This is a genomic window from Hydrogenophaga sp. (assembly GCF_051860785.1).
In the GTDB taxonomy this organism is placed as follows: domain Bacteria; phylum Pseudomonadota; class Gammaproteobacteria; order Burkholderiales; family Burkholderiaceae_C; genus Hydrogenophaga.
In genome coordinates this window covers 87,587-106,784 of record NZ_JBIMLB010000006.1, presented here as the reverse complement: position 1 = coordinate 106,784, position 19,198 = coordinate 87,587, and the positions used below count along the sequence as shown (strand labels likewise).

19 protein-coding genes are annotated in these 19,198 nt (G+C 67.0%); 13 read left to right on the top strand and 6 right to left on the bottom strand.

Going from position 1 to position 19,198, the window contains the following annotated elements:
- Window positions 1-25 precede the first annotated feature (25 nt).
- A complete protein-coding gene (locus ACTIF6_RS10460; RefSeq protein ID WP_439587914.1) occupies window positions 26-1,060 on the top strand; it encodes a sensor histidine kinase in 1,035 nt (344 codons plus the stop codon).
- A gap of 1 nt (window position 1,061) precedes the next feature.
- Complete coding sequence (locus tag ACTIF6_RS10455; protein ID WP_439587913.1) at window positions 1,062-1,853, top strand: LytR/AlgR family response regulator transcription factor; 792 nt, start codon at window positions 1,062-1,064, stop codon at window positions 1,851-1,853.
- 15 nt (window positions 1,854-1,868) lie between these two features.
- Here the strand turns inward: ACTIF6_RS10455 and ACTIF6_RS10450 are convergent, their stop codons facing one another.
- Complete coding sequence (locus ACTIF6_RS10450) at window positions 1,869-2,270, bottom strand: hypothetical protein (protein WP_439587912.1); 402 nt, start codon at window positions 2,268-2,270, stop codon at window positions 1,869-1,871.
- Window positions 2,271-2,412: 142 nt separating this feature from the next.
- Here ACTIF6_RS10450 and ACTIF6_RS10445 point away from each other — a divergent pair, with 142 nt between their 5' ends.
- Window positions 2,413-3,039: a DUF924 family protein gene (locus tag ACTIF6_RS10445; RefSeq protein ID WP_439587911.1), complete on the top strand. Its 627-nt coding sequence runs from the start codon at window positions 2,413-2,415 to the stop codon at window positions 3,037-3,039.
- 101 nt (window positions 3,040-3,140) lie between these two features.
- Window positions 3,141-5,000: a choice-of-anchor I family protein gene (locus tag ACTIF6_RS10440; RefSeq protein WP_439587910.1), complete on the top strand. Its 1,860-nt coding sequence runs from the start codon at window positions 3,141-3,143 to the stop codon at window positions 4,998-5,000.
- 3 nt (window positions 5,001-5,003) lie between these two features.
- Here ACTIF6_RS10440 and ACTIF6_RS10435 read toward each other — a convergent pair whose 3' ends face one another.
- A complete protein-coding gene (locus ACTIF6_RS10435; protein WP_439587909.1) occupies window positions 5,004-6,236 on the bottom strand; it encodes a DUF2157 domain-containing protein in 1,233 nt (410 codons plus the stop codon).
- Between the two features lie 75 nt (window positions 6,237-6,311).
- On the opposite strand from ACTIF6_RS10435, the gene ACTIF6_RS10430 reads away from it, so the two are divergent.
- From ACTIF6_RS10430 to ACTIF6_RS10415, 4 genes are read left to right on the top strand one after another with little or no spacing between them, the layout of a single operon-like run.
- On the top strand, window positions 6,312-8,144 hold the full coding sequence (locus ACTIF6_RS10430; RefSeq protein ID WP_439587908.1) for a glutamine--tRNA ligase/YqeY domain fusion protein: 1,833 nt from the start codon (window positions 6,312-6,314) through the stop codon (window positions 8,142-8,144).
- 17 nt (window positions 8,145-8,161) lie between these two features.
- A complete protein-coding gene (locus ACTIF6_RS10425) occupies window positions 8,162-8,569 on the top strand; it encodes a phage holin family protein (protein WP_439587907.1) in 408 nt (135 codons plus the stop codon).
- A 54-nt stretch (window positions 8,570-8,623) separates the two neighbouring features.
- Window positions 8,624-9,136, top strand: a complete 513-nt coding sequence (locus ACTIF6_RS10420; RefSeq protein WP_439587906.1) for a helix-turn-helix domain-containing protein — start codon at window positions 8,624-8,626, stop codon at window positions 9,134-9,136.
- A complete protein-coding gene (locus tag ACTIF6_RS10415) occupies window positions 9,126-9,842 on the top strand; it encodes a nucleotidyl transferase AbiEii/AbiGii toxin family protein (protein WP_439587905.1) in 717 nt (238 codons plus the stop codon). The genes ACTIF6_RS10420 and ACTIF6_RS10415 overlap by 11 nt, the downstream gene beginning before the upstream one ends.
- Here ACTIF6_RS10415 and ACTIF6_RS10410 read toward each other — a convergent pair.
- Window positions 9,834-10,877: a phosphotransferase enzyme family protein gene (locus ACTIF6_RS10410; RefSeq protein ID WP_439587904.1), complete on the bottom strand. Its 1,044-nt coding sequence runs from the start codon at window positions 10,875-10,877 to the stop codon at window positions 9,834-9,836. The genes ACTIF6_RS10415 and ACTIF6_RS10410 overlap by 9 nt on opposite strands.
- Before the next feature lie 73 nt (window positions 10,878-10,950).
- Here ACTIF6_RS10410 and ACTIF6_RS10405 point away from each other — a divergent pair, with 73 nt between their 5' ends.
- Window positions 10,951-11,277, top strand: a complete 327-nt coding sequence (locus ACTIF6_RS10405; RefSeq protein ID WP_439587903.1) for a hypothetical protein — start codon at window positions 10,951-10,953, stop codon at window positions 11,275-11,277.
- An 11-nt stretch (window positions 11,278-11,288) separates the two neighbouring features.
- Here ACTIF6_RS10405 and pcp read toward each other — a convergent pair whose 3' ends face one another.
- Genes pcp through ACTIF6_RS10390 form a run of 3 tightly spaced genes read right to left on the bottom strand, consistent with a single transcriptional unit; the run spans window position 11,289 to window position 13,809 of the window.
- Window positions 11,289-11,927, bottom strand: coding sequence for a pyroglutamyl-peptidase I (gene pcp / locus ACTIF6_RS10400; protein ID WP_439587902.1), 639 nt, complete (start codon window positions 11,925-11,927; stop codon window positions 11,289-11,291).
- Between the two features lie 13 nt (window positions 11,928-11,940).
- On the bottom strand, window positions 11,941-12,804 hold the full coding sequence (locus ACTIF6_RS10395) for a DUF3014 domain-containing protein (RefSeq protein ID WP_439587901.1): 864 nt from the start codon (window positions 12,802-12,804) through the stop codon (window positions 11,941-11,943).
- A gap of 39 nt (window positions 12,805-12,843) precedes the next feature.
- On the bottom strand, window positions 12,844-13,809 hold the full coding sequence (locus ACTIF6_RS10390) for a LysR substrate-binding domain-containing protein (protein ID WP_439587900.1): 966 nt from the start codon (window positions 13,807-13,809) through the stop codon (window positions 12,844-12,846).
- An 82-nt stretch (window positions 13,810-13,891) separates the two neighbouring features.
- Between ACTIF6_RS10390 and ACTIF6_RS10385 the strand changes: the two genes are divergently transcribed.
- The 4 genes from ACTIF6_RS10385 to ACTIF6_RS10370 are packed head-to-tail and all read left to right on the top strand — an operon-like array spanning window position 13,892 to window position 19,187.
- Window positions 13,892-15,916: an FAD-dependent oxidoreductase gene (locus ACTIF6_RS10385; RefSeq protein WP_439587899.1), complete on the top strand. Its 2,025-nt coding sequence runs from the start codon at window positions 13,892-13,894 to the stop codon at window positions 15,914-15,916.
- Window positions 15,913-16,728, top strand: a complete 816-nt coding sequence (locus ACTIF6_RS10380; RefSeq protein ID WP_439587898.1) for an N-acyl homoserine lactonase family protein — start codon at window positions 15,913-15,915, stop codon at window positions 16,726-16,728. The genes ACTIF6_RS10385 and ACTIF6_RS10380 overlap by 4 nt, the downstream gene beginning before the upstream one ends.
- Window positions 16,729-16,780: 52 nt before the next feature.
- On the top strand, window positions 16,781-17,743 hold the full coding sequence (locus ACTIF6_RS10375; protein ID WP_439587897.1) for a Bug family tripartite tricarboxylate transporter substrate binding protein: 963 nt from the start codon (window positions 16,781-16,783) through the stop codon (window positions 17,741-17,743).
- Between the two features lie 16 nt (window positions 17,744-17,759).
- Complete coding sequence (locus ACTIF6_RS10370; RefSeq protein ID WP_439587896.1) at window positions 17,760-19,187, top strand: MmgE/PrpD family protein; 1,428 nt, start codon at window positions 17,760-17,762, stop codon at window positions 19,185-19,187.
- The last annotated feature ends 11 nt before the right edge of the window (window positions 19,188-19,198 follow it).

The window sequence follows — 19,198 nt, the reverse complement described above, 5'->3', positions numbered from 1 at the left end:
CCTGCGTGCGGGATACTCTGCGTCCATGCCGCCGTTGAAGCCCGCCACCATCGCCCGCCGCGCCCTCGTGGCTGTGGTGTTCAACACGGTCATCGCGCTGGCCATCACCGCAGTCGGGGGCGAGAGCTTCGCGGTGAACCTGCTGTATTCGCAGTTCATCGGCATGTTCATCTGGGTGCTGATCGATGGAGGCCGCTATGTCCTCAACCCCGGCGGCTGGCCCGGTGCGCCGGCCATGGCCGCACTGGTGGTGGTTTCGGTGCTGGCGTCCTACCTGATGGGGAGCGTGTCGGCCAACCTGCTGCTGGGCCGCGAACTGCTGCTGGGACTGAACAACTTTCCTCGTGCCACGCTGGGCTTCGTGCTCATGTCGCTCTCGGCCGGTGGCTTCGGCGCGTACTTTTTCACCAGCCGCGAAATGCTGGCGCGGGCGCGGCTGGGGCAGGAAGAGGCCCAGCGCCAGGCCAGCGAAGCGCGGCTCAAACTGCTCGAATCGCAGCTGGAACCGCACATGCTGTTCAACACGCTGGCCAACCTGCGCGCCCTGATCGGCACCGATCCCGATCGCGCCACCGCCATGCTGGATCGGCTCAACGATTTCCTGCGCGCCACCCTCACCGCCTCGCGAACCGAGGCCACCGCCGGGCGCCACACCCTGGCCGAGGAGTTCGCCCGGCTGCGCGATTACCTGGAGCTGATGGCCGTGCGCATGGGTCCGCGCCTGCGCTACACGCTGGACCTGCCCGAACACCTGGCCGGGCAGAGCCTGCCGCCGCTGCTGCTGCAGCCGCTGGTGGAGAACTGCATCCGCCACGGTCTGGAGCCCAGCCGCGAAGGCGGTGAGGTCAGGGTGGCTGCGCGCGCGGGTGCCAGCAGCCTGGAACTGGAAGTCAGCGACAGCGGCGTGGGCTGCGAGCCCGATCCGCAAGCGGGTTTTGGTCTGGCGCAAGTGCGCGAGCGCCTGGACACCGCCTACCACGGCCAGGCCCGGCTGGACTGGGACAGCCGCCCCGGTGGCGGCACGCGCGCCCTGCTCACCCTGCCCTTGAAAGTGGCATGACATGAACACCACCGCGCTCATTGCCGAAGACGAACCTCTGCTGGCCCGGGCACTGCAGTCCGAACTGGCACTTGCATGGCCCGCGCTCCACATCAGTGCCGTCGTGGGTGACGGCGAATCGGCCGTGGCGCAGGCGCTGGCCCACCAGCCCGACGTGCTGTTTCTCGACATCCGCATGCCCGGCCTGAGCGGGCTCGAAACCGCCGCCGAGCTCGCTGACGCGTGGCCGGCAGGCGTACCGTTTCCGGCCATCGTGTTCGTCACCGCCTACGACGCCTACGCCGTGCAGGCGTTCGAAGCGCAGGCGGTGGACTATCTGCTCAAGCCCGTGCAGCCCGAGCGACTGCTGCGCGCGGTGCAACGGGTGCAGTCCCAACTGGCCTCCCGCCAGGCCGCGCCGGCCGGGCTCGATGCCTCACTGGCCCAGCTGCGAGCGCTGCTGGCTGGCGGCGAGGCACCCGCAGCGCCCCGGTTGCAAGTGATCCCCGCCAGCGTGGGCCAGGGCATCCGCATGGTGCCCATCAGCGAGGTGCTTGTTTTCGAGGCGGCCGACAAGTACGTGCGCGTGCTCATGGCCAACAGCGAAGTGCTGATCCGCACCCCGCTGAAAGAACTGCTGCCACAACTGGACCCGACCGTGTTCTGGCAGATCCACCGCGGAACCGTGGTGCGCGCCGATGCCATCGACAGCGTCACCCGCAACGAAGCGGGGCGCTTGAGCCTGCGGTTGCGCGGCCGTCCCGAAGCGCTGGCCGTGAGCCGCCTCTACGCGGACCGGTTCCGGGCGATGTAAGCCCGGCTCGAGCGCTCAGCGATGGCCGTGACGATGACCGCGATGCCCACGGTCACGGTGCCAGTCGCGGCGATCGTCCCAGCGCGGGCCATGGCCCCAATGGGAGCGGTAGATGGGACGCGGCGCGTAGTAGGCGGGCGGCGGCACGTAGTACACCGGCGGCGGCGCGTAATAGATGGGACGCGGTGCGTGGTAGATCGGGCGCGGTGCGTAGTACACGGGTGGCGCGTTGGACACGCCCACGGCAATGCCGGGGGTATTCACGCCGACGGAAAAGTACACGTCATTGCCACGGGCTTCTGCCTGCGTGGCGATACCGGACAATGCCCAGGCGCCAGCGGCCAGGGTGGCGATGGTGAGGCCGCGTGCCCAGCCCGAACTGCGGCTCCAGGCGGTGTTGAACGTCATGGCTTTCATGTGGGGCTCCTTAGGCAGGGCTGAATGGCACCCTGTGAACGTATTACAGAATTTTCCGCGATACGCTCTTCCCTATGCACAGTCAAAGTCGTTGCCAGACGTAACGACACCGGTAACCGTATCCAGTTTCCTAGGGAAAACCATGAATACACCCACCTCCTCCAACCCGGCTGGCGCGCAGGACGTGCTCGATTTCTGGCTTGGCGACGGCCTGCAGCTCGGCTGGTGTTCCGACAACCGCGATGAACTCTGGTTTGGTGGCGGCCCGGAGCTGGACGCCAGCATCCGACAGCGTTTCGGCCCGCTGGTGGCGCAGGCCCTGGCGGGCGGGCTGGGCGACTGGGAGCCCCACATGGAAACGCGCCTGGCACTGGTGCTGTTGCTCGACCAGTTCACGCGCAACATCCACCGCGGCCAGCCCCAGGCCTTCGCAGGCGACGCGCGCGCGCAGCGGCTGGTGCGCGATGCCCTGGCCACCGGGCTCGACCGCGACCTCGCCACGGTGGGCCACGTGTTCCTCTACATGCCGCTGGTGCACGCGGAGGACCTCGCCTCGCAGGACGAGGCCGTGGCGCGCTTTCAGCGATTGGTGGACACCAGTCCACCGGAGTTGCGCGAGACGCTGGGGCGCAACCTGCACTTTGCGAAACTGCACCGTGACATCGTGCTGCGCTTCGGCCGCTTCCCGCATCGCAACGCCGCCCTGGACCGCACCAGCACGGCGGAAGAACTGGCTTTTCTGAAGGATGGCCCGCGCTTCGGCCAATAGCCGGTGCGCGCTGCTTCACGGCGCCGACACGGTTTCGTCACGCCGACGTCACGGCGGGTCCATACAACCGGGGGTTTCCATCCCGATCGTCAAGACCCACCATGAGACACCCCTCCCTGCGCCTGCTCACCACCTCCCTCGTCATGATCGCTGTCCTCGCCGCCTGTGGCGGCGGCAGCGACGACACACCTGCACCCAGCCCGGCGCCCGAAGCCACACCGGCGGGCCTCACGCTGCAGAAGATCGGCAGCTACAGCACCGGCCAGTTCGGCGTGAGCGCGGCAGAAATCCCGGCGTTCGATGCCGCCAGCAAGCGCCTTTTCGTGGTGAACGCCCAACTCGGCGCGGTCGATGTGCTGAACCTCACCAACCCCATCAGCCCGACGAAGATCGGCGTGATCGACGCCACCGCCCTGCTGGCCGGTGCGTCGATCAACAGCGTGGCCGTGCACAACGGCATCGTGGCCGTGGCAATCCAGGCGGCGGTGAAGACCGACAACGGCCTCATGGCGCTGTACCGCGCGAGCGACCTGACCCTGCTCGGCTCGGTCGCCGTGGGTGCGCTGCCCGACATGGTCACCTTCACGCCCGACGGCCAGACCGTGCTGGTGGCCAACGAAGGCGAGCCCAGCGACGACTACCAGGTCGACCCGGAAGGCAGCATCAGCATCATCGACGTGCGCAACCCCGCCGCGCCCGTGGAACGCAAGGCCACCTTCACCGCCTTCAATGCACAGGCCGCGGCTCTGCGCACGGCAGGTGTGCGCATCTACGGCCCCAACGCCACCGTGGCGCAGGACCTGGAGCCCGAGTACATCGCCGTTTCGGCCGATGGCACCACGGCCTGGGTCACGCTGCAGGAGAACAACGCACTGGCGAGGGTGAACATCGCCAGCGCCACGGTCACCGACATCCTGCCGCTGGGCTTCAAGGACCACGGCGTGGCCGGCAACGAGCTCGACGCCTCCGACACCGAAGGCGGTGCGGTCACCATCAGGACCTGGCCGGGTGTGCACGGCATGTTCCTGCCGGACGCGATGGCCTCGTACACCGTCGGCGGACAGACCTACCTGGTCACGGCCAACGAAGGCGACGCGCGCGCCTGGGGCGAAGACAACGCCGCCTACTGGGCCGGCGACGCCAGCCAGGGCTTTGTGGAGGAGTTCCGCGTCAAGCACCTGGTCAACCGCAACGGCTGGTCGGGCCGAGCCGGCGACGACCTGCCGCCCCAGCTCAACGCTATCGCCGCCGGTGGGCTGCTCGACCCGGCGGTCTTCGGCTATTGCGGTGCCGTGGCAGGCGACCCCGCCGGCTGCCGCGCGGATTCGGCCCTGGGCCGTCTGAACATCAGCTGGACCATGGGCTACCGCACCAACCCCGACGGCTCGCCGATGATGTTCTCGGCCGCCGGCGTGCAGGACCCGGCCGGCAACCGCCTCATGTACGACAGGCTCTACAGCTACGGTGCGCGCTCCTTCAGCATCTGGAACGCCAACGGCGGCCTGGTGTGGGACTCGGGCGCGGAGATCGAGAAGTTCCTCAACAGCACCGACTGCAGGCTCGGATCCACCCGCAACATCCCCTGCACCGATTTCTTCAACTCGGGTCACGACGAAGGCAACGCCAAGGACAGCCGCAGCGACGCCAAGGGACCGGAACCCGAAGGCATCGCGCTGGGCAGGATCGGCAACAAGACCTTTGCCTTCATCGGCCTGGAGCGCATGGGCGGCGTGCTGGTGTACGACATCACCACGCCGACCGCACCGGTGCGTGTGGACTACCTGAACACCCGCGACGAATGGCTGACCAACCCGCCCGACCTGGCCACCGCTGGCGACCTGGGTCCCGAAGGCCTGGTGTTCATCGCCGCCAAGGACTCGCCCAACGGCAAGCCGCTGCTGGTGGTGGGCAATGAGGTGAGCGGCACCACCGCCGTGCTCCAGCTGAATCTGACGTATTGAACGTCAACGCGATGCCAGCGGCTTCAAGGCCGCTGGCAGCCAGCCCGCCAGCCGCGCATGGATGGCAGGTTCGTTGCGTTGCCACCAGATGCCCAGCGCCACCACCGCCAGCCCCAGCAGCGTGAGCGCGAACGGGAACAGCAGGCTGTTTTCAAACACGCGGTAGGCGAGGTAGCCCAGGTAGCCGGCCACACCAAAGCCACCCAGCACGGTGAACACGCGCCGCCCGATGGCCGCGCCCAGGAACACCATGAACACGTTGATCAGCGCATAGAGGAACTTGTTGAGTTCCGAATTGCTTTCGCGCAGGCTCAGGCCACACCAGAACATGACGGCGCCGAACAGGTAGAGCCAGAAGGCAAAGTCCTGCCGGTTCTCCGCCCCGGTGGCGGTGCGTGTGCGCAGGTCCACCCACACGGCCAGCGCACAGGTGGCCAGGCCGAACACCAGGGACACGTCGCGCGTGAATTCCCAGTCCAGGCCGTCCTTCTGCATCAGCATGTGCGCCACGTCCATGTTGAGGTACCAGATGGTCACGGCCACCGGCATCACCAGGAAGGGCAGCTTGAAACGCCACAGCAGCACCACGGCGGCAATCAGCGTGGCGAGCTCCAGCGTGAGCCAGCGCCAGTCGATGAAGCGGTGGTAATCGCGATAGTTCTCGGGCCCGCCCTCAGGCCACTGGCCGATGCCCGACTGCAGGGACCACACCGCCAGCGGCACCAGGCACACGGCCAGCGTGGCCAGAATGCCAGCCGGCGTGCGCAGGCCTTTCTGCAGCAGGTTGCTCGCCACCGCCAGGGCGCCCACGAGGTAGCCCACCGAGATGGCCAACACGCCCCAGGAACCAAAGATCGCCCAGCCCAGGTTCATGAAAAGCGTCATGGCGCCAATGGCCAGCATGCCGCCGAAGTAGTAGAGCGTGTTGGTGAACGAGAACACCGGGCTGGCGTGCACCGGTGAAGGTGCGGCAGGCGATGGCAGGGCTTCCAGCGGCTGGGGCTGCGTGTCCACCGCGGGCGGGGCCGCTACGCGCTGCGGGCTGCCAGGTGCGGCCCAGGAAGCCCAGAGCGCATGCGCCTCGGCGGGCAGGATGGCGCCCTGCTCCACGGCGGCCTCCACATCGCGCCAGGTGAGCTGCACGCGCACGCTGGGCAGGAACACGTCTTCCGTCTTCGTGATCTGCCAGCGCGGAGGTTCCTCGCCGGGCATGGTGTCGGGGGCGTCCTTGTTCATATGCGTTTCCTCTTCCTGTTGGCAGGACGATAGCGGAAAGCCGCGCCCCGGCAAACCACATCAATAGAATGCGGCATGAGCTCCACCACCCCTGCCAACAAGCCCGACACCCCCGCCGAAGACGGCGAACACAAGGTCAGCAACTTCCTGCGCCAGATCATCGAACACGACCTGGCCGCCGGTACCTACACCAGCCGACAGTGGGCCGGCAGCCCCGGCGACGCGGCCCACCACGCCGCCGGGCAGCCCGACCCGGCAAAAATCCGCACCCGTTTCCCGCCCGAGCCCAACGGCTACCTGCACGTGGGCCACGCCAAGAGCATCTGCCTGAACTTCGGCCTGGCGCGCGACTACGGCGGCGTGTGCCACCTGCGTTTTGACGACACCAACCCCGAAAAGGAAGACACCGAGTACGTCGACAGCATCATCGACGCGGTGAAGTGGCTCGGCTTCGACTGGCAGGCCCACGGCGAGACCCACCTGTACCAGGCCAGCGACTACTTCGATTTCATGTACCGCGCCGCCGAATACCTGGTGGAAGCGGGCCACGCCTATGTGGACGAACAGACCGTGGAGCAGATGCGCGTGAACCGCGGCGACTTCGGCAAGCCGGGCGTGGACAGCCCGTTCCGCAGCCGCACGCCGGCCGAGAACCTGGCGCGATTCCGCGAAATGCGCGACGGCCAGCACGAAGACGGCAGCATGGTGCTGCGCGCCAAGATCGACATGGCCAGCCCCAACATCAACCTGCGCGACCCGGCCATCTACCGCATCCGCCGCGCCACGCACCACAGCACGGGTGACACCTGGTGCATCTACCCCATGTACACCTACGCACACCCCATCGAGGACGCGCTGGAACAGATCACCCACTCCTTCTGCACACTCGAATTCGAAGACCAGCGCCCGTTCTACGACTGGCTACTGGAACGCCTGTGCGAAGGCGGCCTGCTGAAAACCCCGCCGCCACGGCAATACGAATTTGCACGGTTGAACCTCACGTACGTCATCACCAGCAAGCGCAAGCTGGCGCAACTGGTGTACGACCACAAGGTCAGCGGCTGGGACGACCCGCGCATGCCCACCATCGTCGGCCTGCGCCGGCGCGGGTACACGCCAGAGAGCATTCAACTGTTTGCCGAACGCATCGGCGTGACCAAGAGCGATTCCTGGATCGACTACAGCACGCTAGAAGGCTGCCTGCGCGAAGACCTGGAGAACAAGGCCCACCGGGGCATGGCCGTGCTCGACCCCGTCAAGTTGGTGCTCACCAACTGGGGCGAGGTGTTCGGCTCCGACGACCACACCGAAGACTGCACCCAGCCCGCCCTGCCCCACAGCGCCATTCCCGAAGGCCAGCCCGAGCCGGCGCCGCGCGTGTTCAAGATCGGCAAGGAAGTCTGGATCGAACGCGAAGACTTCGAAGAAGTGCCCCCCAAAGGCTACAAGCGCCTGTTCCCCGGCAACGTGGTGCGCTTGAAAGGCGGCTACGTCATCGAATGCTCCGGCGTCGGCGCCAAGGACGCAAACGGCCAAGTGACCGAAGTGCACGCCAAGGTGATCCCCGACACGAAGAGCGGCACCCCAGGCGCCGACAGCGTGAAAGCCAAGGCCGCCATCACCTGGGTGAGCGTGGCCGACGGCGTGCAAGCCGAAGTGCGTCTCTACGACCGCCTGTTCAGCGATGCGCACCCGGATGCGGGTGGGAAGGATTTCATCGAAGCCCTGAACCCCGACAGCCTCAAGGTCGTCACCGCTTACGTGGAGCCTTCATTGGCCGCCGCCAAGCCGGATGAGAAGTTCCAGTTCGAGCGGCATGGGTACTTTGTGGCGGATCGGGTGGATCATGTGACGGGGGAGCCGGTATTCAATCGGGTGACGGGGTTGAAGGACTCCTGGGGCAAGTAATCGTTCGGGAACACCCCATGCTCACCAACCTGACCCCCTTCCTCCTCCACTGGGCCATCACCGCCCTCTCCCTCTGGGTGGCGAGCCATCTGTTCAAGGGCATCCGGTTCGGGAGCACCTCGGCGCTGGTGGTGTCGGCCCTGCTCCTGGGCCTCGCCAATGCGATCGTGCGGCCGCTGCTGGTTTTCCTCACACTGCCCTTGACCGTGATCACCTTCGGCCTGTTCCTGCTGGTCATCAACGCGCTGATGCTGTTGCTGGTGGCCAAGATCGTGGAGGGCTTCAAGGTGGATGGGTTCTGGACAGCGTTCTGGGCCAGCCTGTTCATTGCCGTGCTCAGCTTCGTGCTGGGCGCCTTCGTGCTGGGTGGGTCGCCGGAGTTCACGATTGACACCGGGCCTGGGGATGGGCGGGTTTGGCTGTAATTTTATGTTTCTCATAATTGACAAAATGCCAATTTTGATCAAAATGAGAAGCAAATGCCAACCACCACCCCACCCGTCACCGAAGCCAGCGCCGCTCAGCTCAAGTCGTTGGGCGTGCAGATTCGGATTCGGCGCAAAGCGCTGGGCGTGAGTGCCACGGCCGCTGCAGAGGCGGCCGGAATATCGCGCGTGACGTTGCACCGCGTAGAGAAGGGCGAGCCTTCGGTGGCTGCGGGGGCCTGGGGCAACGTGCTGGCGGCGCTGGGCATGGTGTGGCAGGCGCACTCTGCCGGGCAGTTGGCGGATGTGGCGTCGGAGCGCCAAGACCGCAAGGGCTGGATTCCCGCACGCGTGCACCTCCACGACTACCCGCAGCTTCGCTCGCTGGCCTGGCAGGTGCACGGCACCGAGACGCTCACGCCGATGGAGGCCCTGGGCATTTACGAGCGCAATGCGCGCCACCTGGACGCGCAGGCCATGTCGGCCGACGAGCAAGACTTGCTCGACGCGCTTCGACTCGGGTTGCAAGACAAGCACCCAGCAAAGGAAACACCCGATGGAGTTTGAGCGGCCTCATCACCAGCGCATTGCGCATGTGCTGGCCGCACTCGACGGCGACACGCTGCGCCAGCATGCCTGCCTGTTTGGCGGTGGGACCTGCATCGCCTTGCGGCATGGCGAATACCGCGAATCGGTGGACATCGACTTTCTCGTATCGGACACAGTGGGCTACCGCGAGCTGCGGCAGTTGCTCACTGGCCCCACGGGATTGGGTGCGATCACACGGGTGGGCGCGCAACCCCTGGTTGTGGTGCGCGAGATTCGGGCGGACCAGTACGGCATTCGGACGCAGGTTCAGATGGACGGGCATGCCATCAAGTTCGAGATCGTGCGGGAGGCGCGCATCGAACTCGAGCCACCGCAGATGAGCGACAACATATGCGGCGTGAGCACCCTTACGACTCTGGATCTGGCGGCCTCCAAGCTGCTCGCCAACTCAGACCGGCAGGCGGACGATGGCGTGTTCAACCGCGACGTGATCGACTTGGCCATGATGGCCTTGCCGCTGCGCTCACTGCGCGCCGCAAGCGCCAAGGCTGAGCAGGCCTATGGCCCGGCGATCACGCGCGATCTGGAGAAAGCGATCGACCGCTTGCAGAATCGCAAAGGCTGGCTGGAGCGCTGCATGCAGGCGATGGACATGCAGATGCCAAAGGCGCTGCTGTGGCAAAAAGTGCGGGCTTTGCGCCGCCTTGGCAAGCCTTCAGCCTGACGCGCCCGCAGCCGGGAACTCACGCACCGCCAGCTCCAACGTCTCCCACTGCGTCAACACCTTCACCTGCCGCTGCAAATAGTCCAGCGGCATGGCCTGTGAGCCCCACACGGGCACGCGCCCTGCGTATTCGCCCAGCAGCCAGAACTGGCGCACCGCCACGAACATGGGCAGGGCGGCCACATCGGCTTCGCTCAAGGGGCGCACGGCCTGGTAGGCGGAGATGAAGTGGTTCCACCGTGCCAGCGCCTTCTCGCTCCACACGCCATCCACGTTGCGCGGGTGCAGCCACCACGGGTACACGGCGAGTTCGTAGGCGAGGGTGCCCGGGCCTGTGTCGTCGAAGTCGAAGAACACAGCCTGGCGTTCACTTTCGTCGCCCTCGCTCTCGTTCACGGTGATGAAGTTGTTGTCGCTGTGCGCGTCGCCGTGGCAGAGCACCTGGGTAAGTTCACCCAGCGCGGCAATGCGGTCTCGCAGCCGCAGGCCGAGGGCTTCGAACTGCGGGCGGAGCTCGGCCGTCATGGTGGGGGCGCGCAGCAGGTGTTGCAGCGGGCGCAGCAGCAGGTGGTCCAGATCCAGCGTGTAGTGGGGCGCGTCGCTCTGCAATCCCTCACCCGCCGTGTGCAGTTGCGCCAGGCCGCGCCCGAAGGCCTCGATGTTGGCGGGCAGGTCGGTGGTGGCTTCGCCGTCCAGGTGTTCGAACAGCATGACTTCGCGCTCGCCTTCGGGCAGCGTGATGCGCACCGCCACATCGCCCGTGGTGGTAGGCAGACTGGCGGCCACGGGACAGCCGCGTGCGCGCAGGTGTTGCAGCACGTCGGCCTCGAACTGCAGGCGGGGCTCGCCACGCGGGCGCTCGGCGCACAGCCGCGCCACCACGCGGCGGCCATCGGCCAGGGTGAGCCGGTACACCTGGTTGAAGCTGCGCCGCAGGAATTCAGCGTCCACCACATCGCCCAGCGGGTAGTGGGCCTGCACCACACGCGCCATGGCGGCGGCCGTGGGGGTGGACTGCGCAATCTCCAGATGCATGGCCGGGCTCCGTCGAGAAAAAAGGGCGCGATTATAGGGAGCAACCCATAATGGTGCCGCCCCGGATGAAGCCATGAGCCGTCGCCCCCACCACCACGTCTACGTCATCGAGCTGCACAGGGACGTGCTGCTCGAGCACAAGTTCCGCCAGTGCAACCCGGACTACGTGGACGGCAAGCCCTGCGTGTACGTGGGCATGACCGGCCTGGACCCGGACGTGCGCTTCGACAAGCACAAGGCGGGCATCCAGGCCAACGCGTACGTCTTCAAGTACGGTTTGCGCCTGCTGCCGGACCTGTACGAGGGCTTCAACCCGATGCGCTACGAGGACGCGGTGGACAAGGAGATCGAGGTGGGGATCGATCTGCGATCGGCGGGGTTTGGGGTGTGGCAGGCTTGAGTCGCCTGTGCTCAATCCGTCGCCCCCGCCCCCATCACCCGATCCTCCTGCACCCTCAGCGCGCACCGCACTGCCGCCCTCAACCCGCGCACAAGGTCGTCGAGCGACATGTGGGGTGCGCCCTGCTCCGGCAGCCAGGGCACGTGCACAAAGCCGCCGCGTGTGTGCCGCAAGGCGTGGTTCGTGGCCAGCATGCGCATGAGCCCGTAGAACACGTGGTTGCAGACGAAGGTGCCGGCGGTCTGGGAGACTTCGGCGCGGATGTTTTCACGGTGCAGCGCAGCGAGCATGGCCTTGATGGGCAGGGTGGTGAAGTAGGCCACCGGTGCGCGGCGCACCACCGGGGTGTCGATGGGCTGGGCACCTGCGTTGTCGGCAATGGGCGCGTCGTTCACATTGATGGCCACGCGTTCCAGGGACATGGCGTGGCGCCCGCCGGCCTGGCCCACGCACACCACCAGCTCGGGTTGGTGTTCCAGCAGCAGTTTGTTCAGCACGCGCAGCGAATCGTCGAACACGGTGGGCAACTGCGCAGCCACCACCGTGCGGCCGAGCATCTTGCGCCCGTGCAGCGCCTTCACCGCGAGCCAGCTCGGGTTGATGGTTTCGCCGCCGAAGGGCTCGAACCCGGTGAGCAGAACTTTGTTCATGGATTGGGGTGTGTCATCGCCGAGCCACGCGAGAACGGATGTCGACGAGCTTGGCGCGCAGGCGCTGGTGGTTCTCTGCGCCGGTGCGCACCAGCATCTTCTGCCCTGCCGACATCGATTGCAGCGCGGGGTCGGCGAATTCGTAGCGCACCCAGGGCCGGGTGGACGGCACCTCGCCTTTCACCTCCACCAGCGTCACGGCCAGCGGGCCGGTCTGCACCGGCGTGGCGATGAGGTGGTCGAGCACCTGCACCAGTCGGTCGTTGAAGTAGCGGCCCGGAAAACCCAGTTCTTCGTACGCCTGCTGAAACAGGGGGTAAAGGCGCCGGTACACCGCAACCGCCTTGGCGCTGTCCACCGATTCGATGAGTTGCACCAGGGGCACGTAGCGCCGGCTGTTGTCCGGGTGGATGGTGTCCACGCCGGTGTCGCTGCGCTGCGTGGTGAAGCGCTGGGGCGTGGGATACACGGGCCACCTCATCAGCGGCGCCTGTTCACGTGGGAGGTTGTCCACCGTGGCCACCACGCGCCGGATGAAGCCGTCCATTTGCAGGAAGGTCACCACGTCCTTGCTGGTGATCAGACCGGTGACCAGCTCGCGCACCAGGGCATCGGCATTGGCCAGCGCGGGCAGCGGCGTGGGTGCCACCGCCGTTTCGGTGCCGGGGGGATCCACCGGATGCTGGATGGTGGGCGCGGCCGTGGGTGCGGACGCGGCCGGTGCAACGGGTCCGGCGGGCTGGGACACCACCGGAACATCCTGCGGCGGAACCACCGGCTGGTGGAAATACCGCCAGCCAAAATAGCCGGCCACGGCCAGCACGATCAGGAACGTGATGAGTGCGGGGAGCCGCGATGCTGCATGGCGCTCGTTCATGGCCTCTTCACCTTTGGGGTTGGTCAGGGCCTTCCCATGCTACACCGCCGGGTTTTCAGGGCGTGGGGCCTGTCCGCTTGCCTGAGTTGCGCCACTGGGTTCCAGCACCTGATCGAACGCGGCCACGGCTTCGTCCAGCGACTCCATGAGCGCGCGCAGTTTGAGCGAGACCACCCGGCTGGGCAGATGCACCAGATGGACCTTGGGTCCGGGGGCCACGAAGTCGCTGAGGATGGGCTTGAGCAGGCCGCGCTTGATGGCGTCGGCGGCGATGAAATTGCTGATCATGACGATGCCCATACCCGCGATGGCGGCCTCCACCAGCGAGTCGGCGTGGTTCACGTTGAGCCGACCCGATACGCGGCGCGAGAAGGTCTGCCCGTCGCGCGAAAACTCCCAGGGCCGGTAACCCCCGGTTAGCGGAGACACGTAAGCCAGGCAGCTGTGCTGGTCGAGGTCGTCCGGCGTGCGCGGTTCGCCGTGTTGCGCGAGGTACTCCGGCGAGGCCAGTGCGGTGAAGCGAAGGCGGCAGATCTCGTGCGCGACGAGCAGGTCGCCACCGACCTGCCCGATCTGGATGGCGGCGTCGAATCCTTCGTACGCCAGGTCGGCCACGCGGTCGCTCAGTTCGGCGTCCACCATCAGCGCGGGGTGGCGCTGTGAAAGCTGGCGCAGCGCGGGCATGACCACGCGGCGCCCGAAGCCCACCGGCATCTGGATGCGCAAGCGGCCATGTGGCGAGGCCTTGGCCAGCGTCACGGCGCGCTCGGCGTCTTCCACCGAGGCCAGGATCTCGCGGCAGTGCTCGAAGAAGCCCACCCCGTCGTTGGTGAGGTTGACCAGCCGCGTGGAGCGGTGAAGGAGCCGCACCCCCAACTCCTTCTCCAGCCGTGTGATGGCCTTGCTCACGGCCGAGGGGGTCAGCCCCAGGCGCTCGGCGGCGGCCGTGAAGCTGCGGGCTTCGGCGACCCGCACGAAGACAGTGATCGCGTTGAGATTGTCCATGGCTTTATTTATGAATTCATTTCAATACTGAATGGAATTTTACGTACTTTATCGATCCATAACGCATGGATAAGATGCCCCGATGCACTTGAAACAACCCGGAAGCCTGGGCGGGCTCACATTGAAAAACCGCGTGGTGATGGCGCCGATGGGCACCAACTACAGCACCACCGACGGCCTGTCGACCGCACGGGATGTGGCGTACTACGCCGAGCGCGCCCGGGGCGGGGTGGGCGCGATCATGACGGAGGCGATGGTGGTCACGCAGCAGGCGCGCCCGCACCACAACTCGCTGTGCTGCTACCACGACCGCTTCATCCCGGGCCTGGCCAGCATCGTCGAAGCGATCAAGGCGCACGACTGCCGCGCTTTTGCGCAACTCAACCACCGCGGGGCGCTGCTGCGCCGCTCGGTGCTGAACATGGAGCCGGTGGGGCCTTCGGACTGGGTCAATCCAAACACCGGCGACGCGGTTCGTGCACTGCGCGTGAGCGAGATCCACGACATCCAGCGCCTGTTTGTGGACGCCGCGCGGCGTCTGTGGCGCGCCGGATATGACGGCGTGGAAATCCACGCCGCCAACGGGTACCTGTTCCAGCAGTTCTTCACGCGGCGCATCAACCAGCGCACCGACGAATACGGCGGCGCCATCCAGAACCGCATGCGCCTGCTGCTGGAGACCATGGACCGCATCCGCCAGGCGTTGCCCGACCTGCGGCTCATCGTGCGCCTGAGCGCCAGCGAATACACACCGGCGGGCTACACGCAGGAAGAAATCATCGAACTGGCGCGCGCCGTGGAGCAGGCGGGCGCGGCAGCCATCGATCTTTCCGGTGGCAGCAACGAGAGTCCCCAGCTCTCGAAGTACTGCATCCAGCCACCTTCCTTTCCGCGCGGCTGCCTCGGGCCCGTGGCCAGGCCGATCAAGCAGGCTGTGTCGATCCCGGTGATGGTGGCCGGGCGTGTGGTGGAACCGCAGGACGCCGAAGCGCTGCTCACCTCGGGCAGCGCCGACTTCGTGTCGCTCGGCCGCGCGCTGTACGCCGACCCGCACTGGTGCCTGAAGGCTTTTGGCGAGATGGCCGCGCCCATCCGCCGCTGCATTGCCTGCAACGTGTGCTTCGAGCGGTTGACGCTGGAGAAGGACGTGAGCTGCGTGCAGAACCCGATGGTGGGCACCGAGTTCGAGGCCATGGAGCACGTGCTGCCGCCGGCGCCCCGCGCCAGCGCACCGCGCAGGCGTGTGCTGGTGCTGGGCGCTGGCGTGGCCGGTGTCGAGGCCTCGCGCGTGCTGGCCGAGCGGGGACACGATGTGGAGATCTGGGAGCGCGCTGCGCGGCCCGGTGGACAGATCCACCTGGCAGTGGCCGCACCGGACAAGACCGAGGTATGGCCGGTGTGGACCGACCGCTGGCAGGAGATCGAACGCCTGGCGGTGCCGGTGCGCACCGGCGTCCAGGCCGACGAGGCCATGATCCGCGCTTTCGGGCCGGACCACGTGATCGTGGCCACCGGTTCGCACCCGCGCAAGCCGCCCCTGTCCCTGGAGCGGCTCTCGCCGGCCGTGCAGGTGTGCCACGCGTGGGACCTGTTCGAACAGGCCGAGCGCTTTGGCCCGCAGACGCGGTTGACGATCGTGGGTGGCGGCATGGTCGGCGCCGAACTGGCCGACCTGCTGCGCGGGCGCGGCTGCGACATCCAGATCCTGGAGATGCAGGACGCAGCCTGCCTGGGCATGGCGCGCAACAACCGCATGGAGCTGCTGGAGCGCCTGGTCGCCGACGGTGTCCGCCTGGTCACGCGCTGCCGCATGGACGCCGTGGTGGGCGACCGGCTGCACGTGCGCATCGGCGATGCGCCGGCCAGCGAACTGCCGGTGGGCGACTGGCTGGTGTTCGCCACCGGCCCGCAGCCTCAGCTGGATGCGCTGGATGCGGTGAACCAGGCCGGTGTGCCCTTAACCCGGGTAGGCGACGCCCAGGCACCGGGCGATTTCCTGGCCGCCATCCGCGACGGCTGGATGGCCGCGCTGGCGCTGGACGCCGAGGCCCTTTCCCACGCCGCTGCGCCCGTGCAAGGCCACCGTCAGCCAGCGAGCATTCCATGAACAGGCCATTGCCCTGCTACGAAGTCCACGCCCTGCGCTACGCCACGCGCGACGGGCGTCGCAAGAACCATTTCCTGGGTGGCGATCCGCACGATGCGCCCATGCCCATGGACTACTACGTGTGGCTGATCCGTGGCGAGGGCCGGACCGTCGTGGTCGATACCGGGTTCGGCGCCGAGGTGGCCGTGAAGCGCGGTCGAACGCTGCTGCGCCATCCCGCCGAGGCGCTGGCGCTGATGGGCGTGGAAGCCGGCAACGTGCAGGACGTGGTCATCACCCACCTGCACTACGACCACGTGGGCACCTTCGACGACTTCGCGCAGGCACGCTTCCACCTGCAGGACGACGAGATGGCCTATGCCACGGGACGCCACATGCGGCACCGCCAGTTCAACCACGGCTACGAGGTGGACGAAGTGGTCGGCATGGTGCGCATGGTCTACAAGGACCGCGTGGCCTTCCACCGGGGTGAAGCCGAACTCGCCCCGGGCCTGAGCGTGCACCGCATCGGTGGCCACACCCATGGCCTGCAGTGCGTGCGTGTGCACACCGCGCGCGGCTGGGTGGTGCTTGCGTCCGACGCCAGCCACTACTACGAGCACTTCGAGCAGCGGCGCGTGTTCACCACCATGTTCAACGTCGGCGAGGCTGTGGATGGCTACCAGACACTGCTGCGCCTGGCCGAGACCCCCGATCACGTGGTGCCCGGCCACGACCCGCTGGTGATGCGCCGCTACCGCGCGCCCGCTGCGGCACTGGCCGGCATCGCCGTGAGCCTGCACGAGCCCCCCATCGCGGAGACCCACCCCTGATCCGCATTTCCCCCGTGCGCCAGTCCCACCACAACACCGACAGGAGACATCCATGAAACTTGCCACCACACTTGCCTGCGCCACCGCGCTCACCCTGGCCGCCACCGCGGCCCTGGCACAGAACTACCCGAGCCGACCCGTCCAGATGACGGTGGCCTTCCCCGCCGGCGGCAGCGCCGACATCGTGGGAAGACATGTGGCGCAGAAGCTCAGCGAACAGGTCGGACAGCAGTTCGTGGTGGAGAACCGCACCGGTGCTGGGGGCAACATCGCGTTCGCCCACATCGCCACCAGCAAGAACGACGGCTACTCGCTGCTCTTCAGCACGCCGGGCATCGCCATCAACCCCAGCCTGTACCGCAAGGTCAACTACAAGCTGGAGGACTTCACGCCCATCGCGCTGGTGGGCGAGGCACCGCTGGTGCTGCTCATCAACCCGGCGCTGCCCATCAAGAGCGTGACCGAACTGGTGGAAGCTTCCAAGGCCAAGCCCGACGCCATTCGCTTTGCCAGTTCGGGCAACGGCAGTTCCTCCCACCTGGCCATGGACGTGTTGCGCGCCCAGACCGGCATGCAGTACTCCCACATCCCGTACCGCGGCGGCGGCCCCGCCATGCTCGACGTGATGGCCGGCCGCGTGGACGTGACCATGCTGCCGATCGCCGAGAGCATGCCCTTCGTGCGCGACGGTCGCCTGCGCTCCCTGGGACAGACCGGCACCAAGCGCTCGCCGATCGCCCTGGACATGCCCACCATCGAAGAGACCGGCATCAAGGACTACTCGTCCACCACCTGGTACATGGTGCTGGGCCCGGCGGGCATGTCAAAGGAGACGGTGGACTTCCTGCAGAAGGCCATCGCACGCGCCGTCGATTCGCCGGACCTGCAGGAAAAGCTCAAAGCCACCGGCATGACGGTGATGAACGGCAACGCCGAACAGGCCACAGCCTTCCTCAAGTCCGAGCATCAGAAATGGGCCGAACGCATCAAGGCCTCCGGAACCATCCTCGAGTGAAACAGGGACATCGCGAATGAGCAGCAACGTGCCTCCGCTTCTGGAGGGAGCCAGCCGCACACTGGCCGAATTCTCCTCGGCCATCCGCTACCCGGACATCCCGGCCGAGGTCATCGAGCGCATGAAGACCAGCGTGCTTGACAGCCTGGGATGCTGCCTGTGGGGGGCCACCCTGCCCTGGACGCAGCATGTGCAGGCCATGGTGGAGGCCGAGGGAGCCATGCCCGTGGCCTCCATCATGGGTCGGGGTGCGCGCACATCGGTGGCGGGCGCGGTGCTGGTCAACGCCACGGCGGGCCATGCGTTCGAGCTGGACGACATCCACAAGGAATCCATCGTTCACGCGGGATCGATTGCCGTTCCCGTGACGCTGGCCCTGGGCGAACAGCAGGTCAGCACCAGCGGCCGCACGCTGCTGGCGGCGATGGCCGCGGGCTACGAGATCGGCACGCGCGTGGGCAATGCCGCCACCATGGACCTGTTCTTCCGCGGCTTTCATCCCCAGGGCACCTCGGGCGTGTTCGTCGCCGCCGCCTCGGCCGCGCACATGCTCGGCCTGGACGCCGGCCAGACCCTGCACGCTCTGGGCATCGTGGGCTCGCAGGCCGGGGGACTGATGGCCGCGCAGGAAGGCGCCATGGTCAAACGCCTGCACTGCGGGCGCGCCGCCCAGAGCGGCGTCTACGCCGCGCAGCTGGCGCAGCGCGGCTTCACGGGCATCACGGACGTGCTGGAAGCCGGCTACGGCGGTTACCTCAGCACCTATTCCGGCAAGCCCAACGCTGCGCGACTGACCGACGGTCTGGGCAGTGTGTGGGAAGCGGGCAAGGTCGGCTACAAGCCCCACGCCTGCGTGACCAGCATCCATGCCGCGCTGGACGCGCTGGCGCATCTCATGACCACACATGGCATCCAGCCAGACGACATCGCCCGCATCGAGGTGGGCCTGAGCCCCATGACCTACACGCATTGCGCCTGGGAATACAAGGCGCAGGGTGTGACGGCGGCGCAGATGAACCTGTACTACGGCCTGGCCGTCATGGCTTACGACGGCATGGCCTTCGTGGCGCAATACAGCGAAGACCGCCTGGCCGAACCTCGCGTGATGGACTTCATCCGGCGCATCGAGGCGCGGGTGGACCCGGAGATCGAGGCCATGGGCGCGCCGTTCCGCCACGCCGCACGGATGCAGCTCACGCTGCGCGACGGCCGAGAACTCGCGCACGAGATCCTGCACCGCCGTGGCAGCCCGGAAAACCCGCTGTCGGCGGCCGACGTCGAATACAAGTTTCGCCACGTGGTGGCCTCGTGCCTGCGCGCTGCCGACATCGACCGCGTGGTCTCCCTCGTCGCGCGGCTGGAACACCTGGACAACCTGCACGAGCTCATGGCTTTGGTCGTCGCGCCGCGCGCGCAGGCCTGGAGCCTTCCTCCTTTTTCTTGACCACATCGACT